The organism is Sulfuritortus calidifontis, from assembly GCF_003967275.1.
Taxonomy (GTDB): Bacteria; Pseudomonadota; Gammaproteobacteria; order Burkholderiales; family Thiobacillaceae; genus Sulfuritortus; species Sulfuritortus calidifontis.
In genome coordinates, this window is the sequence record NZ_AP018721.1 from 1,306,403 (window position 1) to 1,322,644 (window position 16,242).

The window sequence follows — 16,242 nt, forward strand, 5'->3', positions numbered from 1 at the left end:
AAGCGGATGGCAACGCAGGGTAATCGTGCCCGCCAGCCATGAATTTATTGCGCGTTAACGAAACAGTTGACAGAGTACCTCTGGGCCTCTACCATCTATCGTTAACTAATCACGCAATCAGGTCACAACCATGCCCTTTGGAGCATTCATCCGCAAAAAGCGCGAAGAGAAAGGCATTCAGATGAATGACTTTGCGCGCCAGCTGGAGATATCACCCGCCTACTGGTCGCGCATCGAGCGCGACATGGAGAAACCGCCCAAGGACGAGCTGATCCGCAAGGCGGCAGAGATCCTCGGTATCAGCGCCGACGACGCCTTCGTTGAGGCCAGTCGTCTGCCTCCCGACATCCGCGATGATGTTGGCAACCTGGTTCGGATGTACCGCCGGAACGTGACGGAGAAGAAGTGAATGGCGGTACTGACTCTCGACTACCGGTGCTGCGACCGGAAGCGCCCCCTGTACATCAAGCACATTGAGGTCGAACGCATCGCCGCGACCGCGCGCCAGCAACTGGTCGCGGACAGCATCGATGCCATTTCTTTCGACGCGCTGCGGCAGATCTCCGGCCTGAAGATCAACGGCATCGACTTCGCGCTGGAGGTCAGCACCGACTACGCCGTGCATGACGAGCGAGGCAACCACGTCTTCGGCGTCTGTGAATTCGACCCCGCTATGCCCGACGCCGCAATGGTGTCCATCTCGCCCGTGGGTGAAAGTCTCAGCGAACTGCTGGCCCTCAGCACCTTGGCCCACGAACTGGGCCACGCCGTGTTCGACGCCCCCGGTTGGGTTGTCCAGGGCAGTAAGGGCCCCGGGTTGTTCGATGACATCGAACCGACGATGCAACGCGCCTACCGCACCACGACGCCGGACAGCGACCATCTGTCCAAATCACTATCTGCGAAGCCAACGACGGAAGAACACTTCGCCGAGCTGCGCGCCAACGAGTTCATGGGCTCCTTGCTCGTGCCGCGCCAGCGCATCATCGCCGCCGTCGAAGAGCTTGCATCCGAGCACGACATCACCATCCATCGCCATCCCTCCACCGATCCCGACCACCCCGGTACGGCGCTGCGCATCACGGCGGGCAGCGACACAGGCGTTTTCGACATGGAACGTTTCGAGAAAGCCTTGGCCGCGCGCTTCGGCGTCAATCGCCGGTTCATCCAAGTACGTCTGAACCGGTATGGCCTGACTACTCCGGAGGCCTCGATGCGCTGACCAGGATCTACCGCCTGTGGAGCCGACCTCGCGTCGGCGTTTTTTGAACCATCCGATTAACTGTTCGCGCAATCGCGCACTTTGTCAAAGGAACTTGCCTATGCCAGCTGACCAAGCCTCAACAACAAAGAAAAGCACCAAGTTGGCGACGAGCCACCCTGCAGTAAAACGTGCGCGTGAGCATCGATCCGATGAGGGCGCAAACATCCTGCCGAACGCAGAGAACTTCGTCAGCCTCGTGCGCAAGGTCGCGCGCCCCGGGCTGCTGGTGGATCTGCTCGAACGCGCCAGCGCGACGGCACTGCCGGAGTTGAAGGCATTGGCAGAAGCGGCCAAGGGCAAGTTGCCAGTCGAGTCGCGTCAGGCACTCTTTCATGCTGTCGGCAAATTGCCGGCGGCCGCCCAGTACAGCATCGAGTGTGCCGCCGAGCGAGTGATGCTCCTTGACGATGACTACGGGGCACAGGCCGTCTTGTCCCTGCTCAACGAGGATCGTGCGGACGATGCCGCCGTGCTGGCTGCGCCCAGCGACCGCTACAGCCGCGCCCTGTATCTGCACCTCTTGCAGGACTTTCCGGCGCAAGGCGTCCGCCGCGACGAACGCTTCGATCAGGCTGAGCATCTGCAAGTGATGCATCGCCAGTGGAAAAGCGACCACTACTCCAGCCACTACCTGGGCCCCAAGGGCGTCGTGCCGAAGACTGGGGTCGACGTTCAAGAGGTGTTGCGCACACGCATTGCCGAGCTGTTCCCGAAGGTGCCGAAGGATCAAATCCTGATCGAGCAATTCACGCGCCGCGATCTGTCATGCGAACAGGGTGATGACGATGATTGCGAAGCTGGTCAGTCGGCGCTGTTGCACACGCTAACCGCGACCTTCAATGGCAAGACGGCCACGTTCCAGCAAGTGGCGAACGGGCATGTCGTCGACCACGAGGAACCCGCTGCGATGTCGGCCCGCTTCTCGTGGGAGCCGGAGACTGGCTCGCTCAGCGTGTTCTGCGAAGAACGGGAGGCGCGCCGCGAGCTGGCCACCGTCTTCCGCGATGTCGCGCTGGCGCACGAAGGCCAGATCGAGGACATGCCCATGCGGCAGTTCGACCTGCTCGGCTTTGCGACCTCCAAGATGCTCGACCGCCTCAAGCGTGATCGGGTTGCAGGTATCGACGACATCTCGATTCTGCAAATCACGGTGGCCAAGCCGTTCGAGCAAACATCAGAGTACGGCGGACGTGATGTGGTGCGGCAACTCTCCAGCAAGATGCAAATCACCCGCGACCGGCGTGACGGCCGCAACATCTATCAGGTTGCTTATGAGGACTACTGCGCCGAAGACCTGAGCCAGTACACGCTCGTGCAGGTGAAGTTGGTCATGCGGATGTCCAAAACGCAACACCGCAAGGCGCACAACGTGGCGGTCCAAATCACCGCGCCAAACGGGCTGAACGACAAGAGCAGGACGGACGACGACCGCAAGCGCGTGCAGGAACAGCTCATCAAGATCGGCGTACTGAGCCAGTTCTGAGGAGGACGCCGATGACGTCGCCGCATCTGAGCTTCTTCCTCGCGCTAGACAACCTTCCACGGCTCGACGCATCAGTGCTGGCTGACAGGCTCGGGCGCGACTACCAGCAGTTTCTTCAGAGGCGCTGGATCGTGCCCGCAGGCCATCTCACCCATGTGATGGTGCCGTTTCTCGATTCCGAACAGGAAGTCGAAGTCGATGTCGACGAAGACGCCGGTCGCTACAGCTACTGCAGTCCGCTGAACGGCAGAACCGTCGTCCAACCGCTGGCTGGGATCGCCCTCTATTCCATCCAGATGGATTCGTGGCTGGCGGATCTGTCGGCGTTGATCGGCATTGAGGATAGGCGACGCTCCAGCAACATCTGCCGCACACCGAATCACCTGTGGCACCTCGGTGAGCAGCGTATCGCTGGTACGCACGATTTCGCACCGGTGTTCGTTTCCCGAGCATGGTCACGCGCGCCGCAGGACAAGATCACCGCAGTGCTTGCCGACGCCGTGTGGCCGCGTGGTGGCGTTGTTTTGTGCCCAACGCGAACCAATGCCTCACTACCCCGTGACCACACGCTACGCGGCCTCGATGAGTTCGTGCGCGTGTCCGATGGAGCAGATGCGTTCGACACCGACGCCTTTGATCGTGTCCTGCGCGGCTACGCAACCCACGTGGGTGAGCCGGAGCCGGCGCAGTTCTTCAATGGCAAGCGACTCAAGCTCCCGCACATGGCGTCGTCCATCGATCTCACCGAAGCGCGCGCCAAGATCATCAAGCTGATGTGGGGGACCGAAGGAAGTGCCCCGCCCGTGATGTCGTGGAAAGAGGTGAATGGTGCCGTCACCGTCAACACAGGCTTTCAATCCTTCGACGATGCCTTCGGCGGCAAGGTTGCGCGTGAGGAGGTGATTGAGCTGGTTTCGCGCGGGAAATACCGGGTGAGGCGCAACACATAAACGCACCCATAAATCGAACCAGACACGGCCCATAAACCCGTGCGGAGACTGCGATGTGCCCATTTCATACAGGAGGCACATCGAAATGCAAACCCACTTCACCAACGCAACATCTGGCCTGATCCCGGCCAAAACCGGTGCGCCACAGCGCATCGCCCTTGACGAAAACGAGCTCGCCATCCGCTGGGGGCTTTCCGTCAAGACCCTGCGCCGCTGGCGGCAGGAACAACTCGGCCCGGTCTTCTGCAAGCTCGGTGCCCGCGTCACCTACCTGATCTCCGAGGTCGAAGCCTTCGAGCGTCGCGTTTCGCGGCACTCGACCTTCACTCGTGCATACCAGTGAGGAGAGCGGCCATGAGCGATCTGACCATCTTTCCCGCCGACCTCGCTGCCATGAGCACCGCCCAGTTGGTGGCGCTGCCGATCACCGATTTCGTCGCTGCCGAGCGCAATGTCGACGAGGCCTCCGCCTACCTCAAGCAGCTGCGCACCAAGCTGGACGCCGCCAAGTTGCAGCGTTTCGGCGAGCAGGCGCGCGCCGCGCTGCGTGACTCTGGCCGCGACTTCGGCACCGCCCACGTCAACGACGGCGCGCTGCACGTCAAGTACGAACTCCCCAAGAAGGTGATCTGGAGCCAGACCATCCTCAAGGAGATGGCCGAGCGCATCGTCGCCTCGGGCGACAAGGTGGAGGACTACATCGACATCAAGTTGTCGGTGTCCGAGTCCCGCTACACCAACTGGCCCACGGCGCTGCAGGAGCAGTTCGCCGCCGCCCGCACGGTCGAGGAAGGCAAGCCGACCATCACCCTGACGCTCGATGGGGGTGTGGCATGAGCCTTCCCATCATCTCCGCGAAGCAGCGCATGGCCGAGCGCAAGGGCGTCAAGCTGCTGATGCTCGGCAAGTCCGGCATCGGCAAGACCACCCGGCTCAAAGACCTCGATCCGAAGACCACGCTGTTCATCGACATCGAGGCCGGTGACTTGGCGGTGGCCGACTGGCCGGGCGACACCATCCGTCCGGCTTCGTGGCCGGAGAGCCGCGACTTCTTCGTGTTCCTCGCGGGCCCGGACAAGTCGCTGCCGCCTGAGAGCGCCTTCTCGCAGGCGCACTACGACCACGTCATCGAGAAGTTTGGAGACCCGGCGCAACTCGACCGCTACCAGACCTTCTTTCTCGATTCGATCACCCAGCTGTCGCGCCAATGCTTCGCGTGGTGCAAGACGCAGCCCGGTGCAACCAGCGACCGCTCCGGCAAGCCTGACCTGCGCGCGGCCTATGGCCTGCTCGGCCAGGAAATGATCAGCGCATTGACCCACTTGCAGCACGCACGCGGCAAGAACGTGGTGTTCGTGTCGATCCTCGACGAAAAGCTCGATGACTACAACCGCAATGTGTTTGTGCCTCAGATCGAGGGCAAGCAAACCGTCGGCGCGCTCATCGGCATCGTCGATGAGGTCGTGACGCTGGCCGAGATCAAGGCCGAGGACGGCAGCACCTACCGCGCCTTCGTCACCCACACCGTCAATCCCTACGGCTTTCCGGCCAAAGACCGCAGCGGTCGCCTCGACCTGCTGGAGCCGCCGCATCTGGGTGCGCTGATCGCCAAGTGCGCGGGCACAACCGCCGCGCCTGCCAGCGCCGCCACCCCCGCACACATCGAATCTCAGGAGTAATCGCAATGACTGCATGGAATGACTTCAACGATGCCGACGCCCAGCAATCCGGCTTTGATCTGATCCCCAAGGGCACCGTTGTCCCGGTGCGAATGACACTCAAGCCCGGTGGCTATGACGACCCGTCGCAGGGCTGGGGCGGCGGCTACGCCACCGAGTCCTTCGAAACCGGCTCGATCTACCTCGCCGCCGAATTCGTGGTCACCGCTGGTGAGCACGCCAAACGCAAGATGTGGTCGAACATTGGCCTGCACTCCAAGAAGGGGCCGACCTGGGGCCAAATGGGGCGCAGCTTCATTCGCGCGGCGCTCAACAGTGCCCGCAACGTTCATCCGCAGGACAACAGCCCCCAGGCTGCTGCTGCCCGCCGCATCCAGGGTTTCCACGAACTGGATGGTCTGGAGTTCCTGGCCCGCGTGGACATCGAGAAGGATGGCAAGGGCCAGGATCGCAACGTGGTCAAGGTCGCAATCGAACCCGACCACCCCGACTACGCCAAGTTGATGGGTGTGCCGACCAAGGCTTCCGGCGGCGGCACTTCCGGCGCTCCGGCGCAGGCAGCACCCGCGTACCAAGCACCGGCTCCGCAACGCGCACCCGTGACGGGCAAACCGTCGTGGGCACAGTGAGGGAGGTGGCCATGAACGCATCCATGCTCACTGCCAGCCATTACGGCGTCGTGCATTTCGGCGATCTCGACTGCGAGGCGGTCGTACTCACCACCGGCGAGCGCGGCTACGTCCGCAAGGAGCTGGCCAAGCTCCTCGGTTTCCACGAGTCGCACAAGGGTGGCCGTTTCGCCCGATTTCTGGCGGAAATCGCGCCTAACTCATTGTCTCTATTGGAGAAATCATCCGGGCCGATTTTGCTGCCATCGGGACGCCAGACCCAGTTCTTCCCTGCAGGCATCATCGCGGACGTGGCCACCTCCGTGGTGGACGCAGCCATTGCAGGCACGCTGCACCGCGCACGCCAGGGCATCGTCGGTAACTGCCTGACGATCATGCGCGCTCTTGCCACCACCGGCGAGGTCGCGCTGATCGACGAGGCCACTGGCTACCAGCACCACCGCGCACCGGATGCGCTGCAGGAGCTGATCTCCAAGTTGCTGCGCCAGTCCTGCGCATCGTGGGAGCGCCGCTTCCACCCGGACTACTACCGCGCCATCTATCGGTTGTTCGGCTGGAAGTACCAGGGCCACGACCAGAACCCTCCGCACGTCGTCGGCCAGATCACGCTGCGCTGGGTCTACGGGCCGGTGCTGCCAGAGGACTTGCTGGGCGAGATCCGCAATCGCAAGGGCATCTCGCAGAAGCACCACCAGTGGCTGTCCGATCAGGGACTCGCGCATCTGGAATCGCAGATTCACGCGGTCACGGCGATTGCGCGCAGCTCGCAGAGCTATCCCGACTTCAAGCGCCGCTGCGAGGCCGCCTTTGCTGGCGCTGCCCTGCAGTTGGGCCTGCTGCTCGATGAACTCGAGGAGGGGGCGTGAAATGCTGGGTCTGCAAAAGACAGGCCCGGGGCTACGGCCACACCGACAACCGCCATGGTGTGGGCGATCCCCGGCGCTATCCCATCGACTGGGTGTTCTGTTCCCGTCGCTGCCAGGACGCGTTCCACGCGCTGTACGGCAACTGGCAGCGGGCCAAGGAAGGTCGCATCGACAAGACGGAGGTCGCCATGATCGATCCGTCTGACGTCGAACTGGCCGCCATGCGCCAATGCCTCAAGTCCTTCGGCGAGGCGGCAGGCGAGATCGGTTTCACCAAGCCTCTGGGCGACTACTCCGAGGCCGAAGCGCTGCGGGTGATCGATGCCATCGTCACTTGCTGGTCGGAGGCGATGGTCGCGCACCACGAGTCCAGCAAGTTTCCGCCCGTGCGGGGCTTGCCGCCCACGCCCGATCCGCTGGCACCCGATGCCGCCAATCCGTTCGCGGATCTGGAGGACGACCTGCCCTGGGAAGAACCGAAGGGGAAGAAGCCATGATGGACTTCAATTCCTCATCGAGCATCGCGGGCCAGGTCACCGCCCTGGTCGACGCCGGGTTGCAGCAGGCCCGCGCCCGTCAGTCTGAGCGCCGGTACCTCGGGGCCTCGCGCCTCGGGGTGGCCTGCGAACGCGCGCTGCAGTTCGAGTACGCCAAGGCTCCCATCGACCACGGGCGGGACACCCCGGGCCGGATGCTGCGCATCTTCGAGCGTGGCCATGTCATGGAGGACTGCATGGTCGCGTGGCTACGGGACGCAGGTTTTGACTTGCGCACCCGAAAGGCCGACGGCGAGCAGTTCGGCTTCTCGGTGGCCGATGGTCGCCTGCAGGGACACGTCGACGGCGTCGTCGTTGGAGGCCCTGAGGGCTTCGCCTATCCCGCGCTCTGGGAGTGCAAGTGCCTGGGCAACAAGTCCTGGAGCGATCTGGAGAAAAAGGGCTTGGCCATCTCCAAGCCCATCTACGCCGCGCAAGTGGCGATTTACCAAGCCTATCTCGAACTGCACGAGCACCCCGCGATCTTCACGGCGCTCAACGCCGACACGATGGAGATCTACACCGAGCTCGTGCCATTTGACGCGGCGCTGGCCCAGCGTATGTCGGATCGGGCGGTGAAGGTCATCACGGCGACCGAGGCAGGCGAACTGCTGCCACGCGCCTTCGTTGATCCGACCCACTTCGAATGCCGGATGTGCGCGTGGCAAGACCGCTGCTGGAGGACGACATGAGCAACGACAAGCAATTCATCGGAGATGTCGAACCAATGATCGACGCCAAGCAGGCCGCTGCCGCACTGCGCCTGCCGTACTACTGGTTCGCCGACCCGCAGATGCGCAGCAAGTACAAGATTCCGCACTACCTGATGGGCGGTCTGGTGCGCTATCGACCATCCGAACTGTCTGCGTGGGCAGCCCGCAGCACCGCCGCGCAAGGGCGCACCGGTGACGCCGATGGTGAGGAGGCCGAATGACCATCGACTTCAACGACATCGCGCCACTGCCCGACCCCATCCGCCGCACCCTGAGTGATGTCGAGCGCGAAGAACTGCGTGCTGAACTGCTCGCGCGTCTTGAGTCCGTTCTGACCACCTTGTTCCCGGCGGGCAAGAAGCGCCGTGGCAAGTTCCTGATCGGCGACGTGCTGGGCAGTCCCGGCGACAGCCTCGAGGTGGTGCTCGATGGCGAGAAGGCCGGACTGTGGACGGATCGAGCCACTGGCGATGGCGGCGACATCTATGCACTGATCGCCGCGCACCTCGGTATCGACGTGCTGAGCGACTTTCCGCGTGTGCTCGACGCCGCTGCCGATCTGCTCGGACGCTCGCGTTCCGCACCAGTACGCAAGGCCAGCAAGAAGGACGTGCCGGTCGACGAACTCGGCCCCGCCACCGCGAAGTGGGACTATCTCGACGCCCAAGGCCATCTCATCGCCGTCGTCTATCGCTACGACCCGCCTGGGCAGAAGAAACAGTTTCGGCCCTGGGATGCCAAGCGGCGCAAGATGGCACCGCCCGACCCGCGTCCGCTCTACAACCAGCCAGGGATGACCAGTACCGCGCAGGTGGTGCTGGTCGAGGGCGAGAAATGCGCGCAGGCCCTGATCGATGTGGGCATCGCGGCCACCACGGCGATGCACGGCGCGAACGCTCCGGTCGATAAGACCGACTGGTCGCCGCTGTCTGGAAAGGCCGTGCTGATCTGGCCCGACCGCGACAAGCCGGGCTGGGAGTACGCCACGCAGGCGGCACAGGCGGTGCTGTCGGCTGGCGCCAAGTCCTGCCACATCTTGTACCCGCCCGAAGAAGCCGCCGAGGGCTGGGACGCGTTTGATGCCATCGCCGAGGGCTTCGACGTCGCCACCTTCCTCACTCACGGCCCGCGCCTGCAAATGCACGACGTCGCCGATGACGTTGATCCAGTCGTCAGCAGCGACGAATCCGTCTGGGGTACGGAGGACGCGCTGGCGCTGTCCTTCACGCGCCGCTACCACCGCGACTGGCGCTACGTGGCTGGCTGGGGAAAGTGGCTGGTGTGGGACGGGCAACGCTGGCGCACCGAGGACACGTTGGCGGCCACGGACTTGATCCGCAGCGTTTGTCGCCAGACGGCTGTACGCGCCGACAACCCCAAGGTCGCTGCCAAATTGGCCAGCGCAGGAACGGTCGGCGGTGTGGAACGCCTGGCGCGTGCTGACCGCAGGCACGCGGCCACTACCGACGAATGGGATGCAGATCCGTGGCTGCTCAACACGCCAGGCGGCGTGGTCGATCTCAAGACAGGCCGGATGCGCCCGCACGAGCGCGCCGATCGGATGACCAAGATCACCACAGCCACGCCCAGCGGCGACTGCCCGACCTGGAGGCAGTTCATCGACGAGGTCACGGGCGGTGACAAGGAACTGCAGTCCTATCTGCAACGGATGGTCGGCTACGCGCTGACCGGATCGACGCAAGAGCACGCGCTGTTTTTCCTGTACGGCACAGGTGCGAACGGCAAGTCGGTGTTCGTCAACACGCTGGCCACCATCCTCGGTGATTACGCGACCAATGCGCCGATGGACACCTTCATGGAAACGCGCACCGACCGGCACCCGACCGATATGGCGGGACTGCGCGGCGCGCGCTTCGTGGCGGCCATCGAAACCGAACAGGGAAAACGCTGGGCCGAGTCGAAGCTCAAGAACCTCACCGGTGGCGACAAGATCTCGGCGCGCTTCATGCGCCAGGACTTCTTCGAGTTCTTCCCGCAGTTCAAGTTGTTCGTGGCGGGCAACCACAAGCCCGCGATTCGCAATATCGACGAGGCGATGAAACGCAGGCTGCACCTGATCCCTTTCACGATCACCGTGCCGCCCGAGCGCCGCGACAAGAACCTGCAACAGAAGCTCCTGGCCGAACGTGACGGCATCCTCGCGTGGGCCGTGCAGGGCAGTCTCGACTGGCAGCGCCACGGACGACTCAGCCCGCCACAACGCGTGGTGGACGCCACCGAGGAGTATTTCGAAGCCGAGGACGCCCTGGGCCGCTGGCTCGATGAGCGCTGCGTGCGCGAGCCCAACGCCAAGTCGCTGACCGCCGAGCTGTTCAACGACTGGAAGCAGTGGGCTGAAGCCTCTGGCGAGTTTGTCGGCGCACAACGCCGCTTTTCCGATCTGCTCATCACGCGCGGGTTGGACAAATGGCGCAACGGGATGGGCGTGCGCGGGTTCCAGGGTATTGGCCTCAAGCACCCGCCGACCCCTGCCTACACCCCCTACGCGGACGACTGACCCCATGAAAACCACGCGGTCTGACGCAGCTGACGCAGTTTGTCGTAACTCCTACGCGTGCGCGTGTGCGCGCGCCTCATGGAGAGTTTCGTCACGAAGTGTCAGCTGCGTCAGATCCGCACCAGATAAGGACTGACACCATGACCACGACCATCCTCGCCCTCGATCTGGGCACCACCACCGGCTGGGCACTGCGCGGCAGTGACGGCCACATCACGAGCGGCTCCGAGAGCTTCCGGCCGCAGCGCTTCGAAGGCGGCGGAATGCGCTTCCTGCGCTTCAAACGCTGGCTCACCGAACTGAAGGCCGTCACCAGTGGCATCGACTGCCTGCACTTCGAAGAGGTGCGTCGCCACGTCTCGACCGATGCTGCCCACGCCTACGGCGGTTTCCTTGCCACGCTCACGGCGTGGTGCGAGCACCACCAGATCCCGTACCAAGGCGTGCCTGTCGGCACGATCAAGAAGCACGCCACGGGCAAGGGCAACGCTGGCAAGGACGATGTGATCGCTTCCGTCACCGCGCGCGGGCACGCGCCGGTCGACGACAACGAGGCCGATGCCCTGGCGCTGCTGCACTGGGCGATCCAGCATCACGACGACGGCCAGGAGGTGTGACGTGAAAGTTCCCACACCGCGGTACCGCTGCCCCCTCGGGCGGCTGCAACCCCAGGCCACCGATCTGGACGCCATCAAGGAACGTGGCTGGCGTGATCAGCACATCCTGGTGGTCAACGCGTCCGACGAACGTCTGGACTTCATCGAGCGAGAGATCGTGCGTCGCATTGGCGAGCGCTTGTACGGAGGGTCGCGTCATGACTGAGTGGACGATTGAGGATGTGGCGGCCCGCTTCGAGGAAGCCGCCAGCACCGGACGACGCCTGCCCCCTGTGCGTGTGCAGGGCTACTTCAACACGTGGCCTGTCATCGTGCGCAAGGAGTGGGAGACGTTCGCAGCCGACGAGCACGTCTATCGGCCGTTCCCACCCACACCCGAAGCCATCGACCGGATGCTGGAGACGATGAAGTGGGTGCAGTGGCTGGAGATCGAGCAGCGCCACCTTGTGTGGATGCGCGCCAAGCGCTACGGCTGGCGAGACATCACGATCCGCTTTGCCTGCGACCGCACGACGGCGTGGCGTCGCTGGCAGCGGGCGCTGGAAATCGTGGCTGAGAAGCTCAACAGCGAAGGCATCCGTGCGCCCTCCAAAATCGTAGGCCAAGCAGGGTAATGCTTGCCGCGTTTGTCCTTCGTTTCCGGCGTTTGTCCCTTTTGACGCTGGCCGAGGCTGCAACAAATCACCCCGGTCGGGGGTAGTATTTCAGCTATCTTCTGGACAGCGGTGTAGGCAGCGAGGGCGGCCCGAGGCAAAACGGGTCCTTCCTTCCCGAATCGCCATGCGGGGGGCGCGAGCGCGGCGCTTTTTTAGCGTCAGGCCGCAAAAACAGGTTACCACCCGGCCAGGTTACCGGCCCCGGTTACCACCCCGAACGCAGTTACCACTCACCAGAATCGTCATTCAACCAACCCGCCCGGCGGCAACGCTCGGCGGGTTTTGCTTTTGGGACTTCCACTTTGAACACGCTCAACGTCGAGTACCGCAAGGTCGAGGCGCTGATTCCTTACGCCCGCAATCCGCGCACGCACGCCGAGAGCCAGATCGCCAAGATCGCGGCCAGCATCGTCGAGTACGGTTGGACGAATCCGATCCTGGTCGACGGCGACAACGGCATCATCGCCGGGCACGGGCGTTTGGCCGCTGCGCGCAAGCTCGGCCTGGATCAGGTGCCGGTGATCGAACTTGCGCACCTGACCCCGGCGCAGAAGCGCGCGCTCGTCATCGCCGATAACCGGCTGGCGCTGGATGCGGGCTGGGACGAGGAGCTGCTGGCGCTGGAACTGGCCGAGCTTTCCGAGGCCGGGTACGAGCTGGCGCTGACCGGCTTCGAGCGGTTCGAGATCGACGCGCTGCTGGCCGATGCCGCCATTGCCGATGAGCCAGAGCAGCAGGATGCGGAAGCTGATGCCGAGCCCGACGCCGACGATGACGTGCCGGGTACGCCGGTGGTGCCGGTGTCGCGCCCGGGCGACGTCTGGCAGATCGGGGCACACCGCTTGATCTGCGGCGACGCCACCGACCCGAGCGTGATCGCCGCACTGATGCAGGGTGACCTCTCTCGCCTGTGCTTCACCTCGCCTCCCTACGGCAACCAGCGCGACTACACCTCCGGCGGCATCTCCGATTGGGATGGCCTGATGCGTGGCGTGTTCGCGCACCTGCCGATGGCAGGCGACGGTCAGGTGCTGGTCAACCTGGGCCTGATCCACCGCGACAACGAGGTGATCCCGTATTGGGACGGCTGGTTATCCTGGATGCGTCAACAAGGTTGGCGGCGCTTCGCGTGGTACGTCTGGGATCAGGGTCCAGGGATGCCCGGCGACTGGGCAGGCCGCTTCGCGCCGAGCTTCGAGTTCGTCTTTCACTTCAACCGGGAGAGCCGTAAGCCGAACAAGATCGTCCCCTGCAAGCACGCAGGCCAGGAATCCCACCTGCGCGCCGACGGGTCGTCCACCGCGATGCGCGGCAAGGATGGCGAGGTGGGCGGCTGGACGCACAAGGGGCTGCCGACGCAAGACACCCGTATCCCCGACTCGGTGATCCGCGTGATGCGCCACAAGGGCAAGATCGGCCAGGACATTGACCACCCGGCCGTGTTCCCGGTGGCGCTGCCGGAATTCGTGATCGAGGCTTACACGGACGCGGGCGACATCGTGTTTGAGCCCTTCGGCGGCAGCGGCACGACGATGCTGGCCGCCGAGCGCACCGGTCGGATCTGCTGCAGCGTGGAGATCGCCCCGCAGTACGTGGACGTGGCCATCAAGCGGTTCCAGCAGAACCACCCCGGCATACCGGTCACCTTGATCGCCACCGGTCAGTCCTTCGAGCAGGTCGCCGTTGAGCGCGCCACCACCCCGGATGCCGAGGTGGTGGCATGAACTGGCTGGCCGACAAGATCGAACAGTGGCCTACCGCCAAGCTGCTGCCCTACGCCCGCAACGCGCGCACCCATTCCGAAGACCAGGTAGCGCAGATCGCTGCCAGCATCGCGGAGTTTGGATTCACCAATCCGATCCTGGCGGGCAGTGACGGGATCATCGTCGCGGGCCACGGTCGTCTCGCCGCCGCCCAGAAGCTCGGGCTGGAGCGGGTGCCTGTCGTGGTGCTCGACCATCTGAGCCAGACGCAGCGCCGGGCCCTGGTCATTGCGGACAACCGCATCGCCGAGAACGCGGGCTGGGACGACGCGATGCTCAGGATTGAACTGGAAGCCTTGCAGCTCGATGGTTTCGATCTGGACATCACCGGCTTCGACGCCGACGCACTGGCCGAACTGATCGCGGGCGACGAGCCGGACAACGAGGGCCAGACCGATGAGGATGCGGTACCCGAGGTCAGCGAGACACCCATCTCGCGTCCGGGCGATGTCTGGGTCATGGGCCAGCACCGGCTGCTGTGTGGCGACTCGACCGTGGCCGAGAGCTACGAGCGCCTGATGCGAGGCGCGGCGGCGGACATGGTCTTCACCGATCCGCCGTACAACGTGAACTACGCTAACAGCGCCAAGGACAAGATGCGCGGCAAGGATCGCGCCATCCTCAACGACAACCTCGGTGATGGCTTCTACGATTTCCTGCTGGCGGCACTGACGCCCACCGTCGCCCATTGCCGGGGCGGTATCTACGTGGCGATGTCCTCCAGCGAACTCGATGTGCTGCAGGCTGCCTTCCGCGCCGCTGGTGGCAAATGGTCGACCTTCATCATCTGGGCCAAGAACACCTTCACGCTGGGACGCGCCGACTACCAACGCCAGTACGAGCCGATCCTGTACGGATGGCCCGAGGGGGCGACACGCCACTGGTGCGGCGACCGCGACCAGGGCGACGTCTGGAACATCAAGAAGCCGCAGAAGAACGACCTGCACCCGACGATGAAGCCGGTGGAGCTGGTCGAGCGCGCGATCCGCAATTCGAGTCGCCCCGGCAACGTGGTGCTCGACCCGTTCGGGGGCTCGGGGACGACCTTGATCGCTGCGGAAAAGTCAGGCCGCGTTGCGCGGCTGATCGAACTCGATCCGAAGTACGTGGACGTGATCGTGCGCCGGTGGGAGGACTTCACCGGCAAGCAGGCCACCCGGGAGGCGGATGGCGCGGTGCTCGATCAGGCGGCAAGCGACTCCTCAACGATCTCGCAGTGAATCACGAAGCCCGTCAGGTAAGGCAGGCCGCGCGGGATGCCGTATTGCTTGCTGGTCTGGCGGCCAATCGTCCAGCCCATCCAGCGTTGGGTGGCGGCGTTGATCGCGCCCGCCAGGGGCTGGCCCTGATAGAGCCCGTTCTGGACGTCGTCTGCAAAATGGCGTCCGTGGCGGCTGTCGAGGAAGACCTGAACCGATTCGAGGGGCTGGCTGGTGGCGTCCGAAATGGCGACCATCGCCAGGGGCCACGCCGCGCTGGCGTGCTCGTTCATCGTGCCCCAAAAGCCCCAGGCGTCGTTCTGGGTGGCGGGGATCTGTGTGGTGACGTTCATCTCTGGCTCCTTCGGGTTGATCGTTGCGACACCCGTAGTAACGCGCTGTTCGATTGAGAAGCCAAGCGCCGCTTGGCCTCTTCCTCGATCTTTCTGATCAGGCGATGCGGTACACCCGCTCGCCGCCCTGCGGCTTGTCCGAGACGATGGTCAGGCCCAGCTTTTTCTTGAAGGCTCCGGCAAAGGTACCGCGCACCGTGTGCGCCTGCCAGCCGGTGGCGGCGCAAATCTGGCCAATGGTTGCGCCCTCGGGGCGTTGCAGCATCCGGATCACTTCCGCTTGCTTGCTGTTGTCGCGGGTGCGCGGCTTGGCCCACGTTGCTTCGGCGGCGGTTACGGCGGCTTCCAGTTCGGGATCGCTCGCGGCGGCTGACGCGCCTTCAGCATTGGCGATGATCTGGTCGAGATTGGCTTCGAATTGACCGATGCCATTCTTGTTCACTCCCGGGCGTGGCATGCCCAGGGCGTCATAGCCCTCTGCGGCGACGAACCAGTCGGTGCCGTCGGTGGTGATCAGGGCGCGGTTGAACATGCCGTCGAGCACCTTCTTGCGTGCGCCGCCTTTGATGTTGTCGGGGAACCAGTCGATCTTGCCGCCGCTGGTGTTGATGGCCTTGGCCAGGATGGCGTGCTGGACCGGGGTCAGGGTGGTGGTGGTCATTTGCTGCTCCTTCGGGGGTGGTGATGACGATGTGATGAACGCGCTGTTCAAGAGTGAAGCCAAGCGATTTCTGCTTGGCTTCGTCGGTTTCCGATCAGTCCTTGGCGATTTCCGCGTCCTTGGCCTTCGGGTTCGATGCGGCAAATTCGACGCCGGCCTGGAAGGCTGCTTCCAACGCGTCCTTGAGGCACCACACCGCCGTGTCGTGGAAGTCCAGGCTGTCGGCGTGGCGGGTTTGCAGGGTGTCGATGCCCAGATGCTTCTGGGCGATGAGGGTGAGGATGGTGTCGATCTGGCTCATGGCGTGTTCCTCTCGAGGGTTGGTTGGCGTGACGTGATGAACGCGCTGTTCTCC

General features: G+C 64.0%; 21 protein-coding genes. 18 read left to right on the plus strand and 3 right to left on the minus strand.

All coding sequences use genetic code 11. The features are described 5' to 3' along the window. Positions 1–130 precede the first annotated feature (130 nt). The 18 genes from EL388_RS06895 to EL388_RS06980 all read left to right on the plus strand — a co-directional run bounded on the left by EL388_RS06895 (position 131) and on the right by EL388_RS06980 (position 14,894). Entirely contained in the window at positions 131–409 is a 279-nt protein-coding gene (locus EL388_RS06895; RefSeq protein WP_039731095.1) for a helix-turn-helix domain-containing protein, read from the plus strand. Next, on the plus strand, positions 410–1,222 hold the full coding sequence (locus EL388_RS06900) for a hypothetical protein (RefSeq protein WP_126461518.1): 813 nt from the start codon (positions 410–412) through the stop codon (positions 1,220–1,222). Positions 1,223–1,322: 100 nt separating this feature from the next. Further along, positions 1,323–2,747 (plus strand): hypothetical protein, encoded by a 1,425-nt coding sequence (locus EL388_RS06905; protein WP_126461521.1) that lies wholly within the window; start codon positions 1,323–1,325, stop codon positions 2,745–2,747. 11 nt (positions 2,748–2,758) lie between these two features. Then, positions 2,759–3,697: a hypothetical protein gene (locus EL388_RS06910; RefSeq protein WP_126461524.1), complete on the plus strand. Its 939-nt coding sequence runs from the start codon at positions 2,759–2,761 to the stop codon at positions 3,695–3,697. 85 nt (positions 3,698–3,782) lie between these two features. Further along, positions 3,783–4,040 (plus strand): helix-turn-helix transcriptional regulator, encoded by a 258-nt coding sequence (locus EL388_RS06915; RefSeq protein ID WP_054286341.1) that lies wholly within the window; start codon positions 3,783–3,785, stop codon positions 4,038–4,040. An 11-nt stretch (positions 4,041–4,051) separates the two neighbouring features. Beyond that, a complete protein-coding gene (locus EL388_RS06920; protein WP_126461527.1) occupies positions 4,052–4,534 on the plus strand; it encodes a hypothetical protein in 483 nt (160 codons plus the stop codon). Then, positions 4,531–5,376 carry an ATP-binding protein gene (locus EL388_RS06925; RefSeq protein WP_126461530.1) on the plus strand — a complete coding sequence of 282 codons (846 nt, stop codon included), beginning with the start codon at positions 4,531–4,533 and terminating at the stop codon, positions 5,374–5,376. The genes EL388_RS06920 and EL388_RS06925 overlap by 4 nt, the downstream gene beginning before the upstream one ends. A gap of 5 nt (positions 5,377–5,381) precedes the next feature. Continuing rightward, entirely contained in the window at positions 5,382–6,005 is a 624-nt protein-coding gene (locus EL388_RS06930; protein WP_126461533.1) for a hypothetical protein, read from the plus strand. An 11-nt stretch (positions 6,006–6,016) separates the two neighbouring features. Further along, entirely contained in the window at positions 6,017–6,871 is an 855-nt protein-coding gene (locus EL388_RS06935) for a P63C domain-containing protein (protein ID WP_126461536.1), read from the plus strand. Further along, positions 6,868–7,368, plus strand: a complete 501-nt coding sequence (locus tag EL388_RS06940) for a DUF6511 domain-containing protein (protein ID WP_126461539.1) — start codon at positions 6,868–6,870, stop codon at positions 7,366–7,368. Before EL388_RS06935 ends, EL388_RS06940 begins: the two co-directional genes overlap by 4 nt. Beyond that, positions 7,365–8,099 carry a hypothetical protein gene (locus EL388_RS06945; protein WP_126461542.1) on the plus strand — a complete coding sequence of 245 codons (735 nt, stop codon included), beginning with the start codon at positions 7,365–7,367 and terminating at the stop codon, positions 8,097–8,099. Before EL388_RS06940 ends, EL388_RS06945 begins: the two co-directional genes overlap by 4 nt. After that, the gene (locus EL388_RS06950) at positions 8,069–8,341 is read left to right on the plus strand and encodes a hypothetical protein (RefSeq protein WP_232019205.1); all 273 of its coding nucleotides are present in this window, start codon (positions 8,069–8,071) and stop codon (positions 8,339–8,341) included. Before EL388_RS06945 ends, EL388_RS06950 begins: the two co-directional genes overlap by 31 nt. Continuing rightward, positions 8,338–10,638, plus strand: a complete 2,301-nt coding sequence (locus tag EL388_RS06955; RefSeq protein ID WP_126461545.1) for a phage/plasmid primase, P4 family — start codon at positions 8,338–8,340, stop codon at positions 10,636–10,638. Before EL388_RS06950 ends, EL388_RS06955 begins: the two co-directional genes overlap by 4 nt. A 140-nt stretch (positions 10,639–10,778) precedes the next feature. Continuing rightward, on the plus strand, positions 10,779–11,255 hold the full coding sequence (locus EL388_RS06960; RefSeq protein ID WP_126461548.1) for a crossover junction endodeoxyribonuclease RuvC: 477 nt from the start codon (positions 10,779–10,781) through the stop codon (positions 11,253–11,255). Between the two features lies 1 nt (position 11,256). After that, positions 11,257–11,460, plus strand: a complete 204-nt coding sequence (locus EL388_RS06965; protein WP_126461551.1) for a hypothetical protein — start codon at positions 11,257–11,259, stop codon at positions 11,458–11,460. Then, complete coding sequence (locus tag EL388_RS06970) at positions 11,453–11,869, plus strand: DUF6362 family protein (protein WP_126461554.1); 417 nt, start codon at positions 11,453–11,455, stop codon at positions 11,867–11,869. The genes EL388_RS06965 and EL388_RS06970 overlap by 8 nt, the downstream gene beginning before the upstream one ends. Positions 11,870–12,213: 344 nt before the next feature. Continuing rightward, a complete protein-coding gene (locus EL388_RS06975) occupies positions 12,214–13,635 on the plus strand; it encodes a site-specific DNA-methyltransferase (protein WP_126461557.1) in 1,422 nt (473 codons plus the stop codon). Beyond that, positions 13,632–14,894, plus strand: coding sequence for a site-specific DNA-methyltransferase (locus EL388_RS06980; RefSeq protein ID WP_126461560.1), 1,263 nt, complete (start codon positions 13,632–13,634; stop codon positions 14,892–14,894). The genes EL388_RS06975 and EL388_RS06980 overlap by 4 nt, the downstream gene beginning before the upstream one ends. Here EL388_RS06980 and EL388_RS06985 read toward each other — a convergent pair. The 3 genes from EL388_RS06985 to EL388_RS06995 all read right to left on the minus strand — a co-directional run bounded on the left by EL388_RS06985 (position 14,858) and on the right by EL388_RS06995 (position 16,188). Continuing rightward, the gene (locus EL388_RS06985) at positions 14,858–15,226 is read right to left on the minus strand and encodes a hypothetical protein (RefSeq protein ID WP_126461563.1); all 369 of its coding nucleotides are present in this window, start codon (positions 15,224–15,226) and stop codon (positions 14,858–14,860) included. The genes EL388_RS06980 and EL388_RS06985 overlap by 37 nt on opposite strands. Before the next feature lie 97 nt (positions 15,227–15,323). Continuing rightward, positions 15,324–15,887 (minus strand): DUF3489 domain-containing protein, encoded by a 564-nt coding sequence (locus EL388_RS06990; RefSeq protein WP_126461566.1) that lies wholly within the window; start codon positions 15,885–15,887, stop codon positions 15,324–15,326. Positions 15,888–15,981: 94 nt separating this feature from the next. Then, a complete protein-coding gene (locus EL388_RS06995) occupies positions 15,982–16,188 on the minus strand; it encodes a DUF6900 domain-containing protein (RefSeq protein ID WP_045667444.1) in 207 nt (68 codons plus the stop codon). Between the last annotated feature and the right edge of the window lie 54 nt (positions 16,189–16,242).

What these genes read in the sequence shown, in the direction of transcription:
- EL388_RS06915 (WP_054286341.1), top strand. Translation starts at nt 3,783, where the DNA reads ATGCAAACCCACTTCACCAACGCAACATCTGGCCTGATCCCGGCCAAA.
- EL388_RS06985 (WP_126461563.1), bottom strand. Translation starts at nt 15,226, where the DNA reads ATGAACGTCACCACACAGATCCCCGCCACCCAGAACGACGCCTGGGGC.
- EL388_RS06960 (WP_126461548.1), top strand. Translation starts at nt 10,779, where the DNA reads ATGACCACGACCATCCTCGCCCTCGATCTGGGCACCACCACCGGCTGG.
- EL388_RS06930 (WP_126461533.1), top strand. Translation starts at nt 5,382, where the DNA reads ATGACTGCATGGAATGACTTCAACGATGCCGACGCCCAGCAATCCGGC.
- EL388_RS06900 (WP_126461518.1), top strand. Translation starts at nt 410, where the DNA reads ATGGCGGTACTGACTCTCGACTACCGGTGCTGCGACCGGAAGCGCCCC.
- EL388_RS06980 (WP_126461560.1), top strand. Translation starts at nt 13,632, where the DNA reads ATGAACTGGCTGGCCGACAAGATCGAACAGTGGCCTACCGCCAAGCTG.
- EL388_RS06920 (WP_126461527.1), top strand. Translation starts at nt 4,052, where the DNA reads ATGAGCGATCTGACCATCTTTCCCGCCGACCTCGCTGCCATGAGCACC.
- EL388_RS06910 (WP_126461524.1), top strand. Translation starts at nt 2,759, where the DNA reads ATGACGTCGCCGCATCTGAGCTTCTTCCTCGCGCTAGACAACCTTCCA.
- EL388_RS06970 (WP_126461554.1), top strand. Translation starts at nt 11,453, where the DNA reads ATGACTGAGTGGACGATTGAGGATGTGGCGGCCCGCTTCGAGGAAGCC.
- EL388_RS06945 (WP_126461542.1), top strand. Translation starts at nt 7,365, where the DNA reads ATGATGGACTTCAATTCCTCATCGAGCATCGCGGGCCAGGTCACCGCC.
- EL388_RS06935 (WP_126461536.1), top strand. Translation starts at nt 6,017, where the DNA reads ATGAACGCATCCATGCTCACTGCCAGCCATTACGGCGTCGTGCATTTC.
- EL388_RS06925 (WP_126461530.1), top strand. Translation starts at nt 4,531, where the DNA reads ATGAGCCTTCCCATCATCTCCGCGAAGCAGCGCATGGCCGAGCGCAAG.
- EL388_RS06955 (WP_126461545.1), top strand. Translation starts at nt 8,338, where the DNA reads ATGACCATCGACTTCAACGACATCGCGCCACTGCCCGACCCCATCCGC.
- EL388_RS06995 (WP_045667444.1), bottom strand. Translation starts at nt 16,188, where the DNA reads ATGAGCCAGATCGACACCATCCTCACCCTCATCGCCCAGAAGCATCTG.
- EL388_RS06895 (WP_039731095.1), top strand. Translation starts at nt 131, where the DNA reads ATGCCCTTTGGAGCATTCATCCGCAAAAAGCGCGAAGAGAAAGGCATT.
- EL388_RS06990 (WP_126461566.1), bottom strand. Translation starts at nt 15,887, where the DNA reads ATGACCACCACCACCCTGACCCCGGTCCAGCACGCCATCCTGGCCAAG.
- EL388_RS06905 (WP_126461521.1), top strand. Translation starts at nt 1,323, where the DNA reads ATGCCAGCTGACCAAGCCTCAACAACAAAGAAAAGCACCAAGTTGGCG.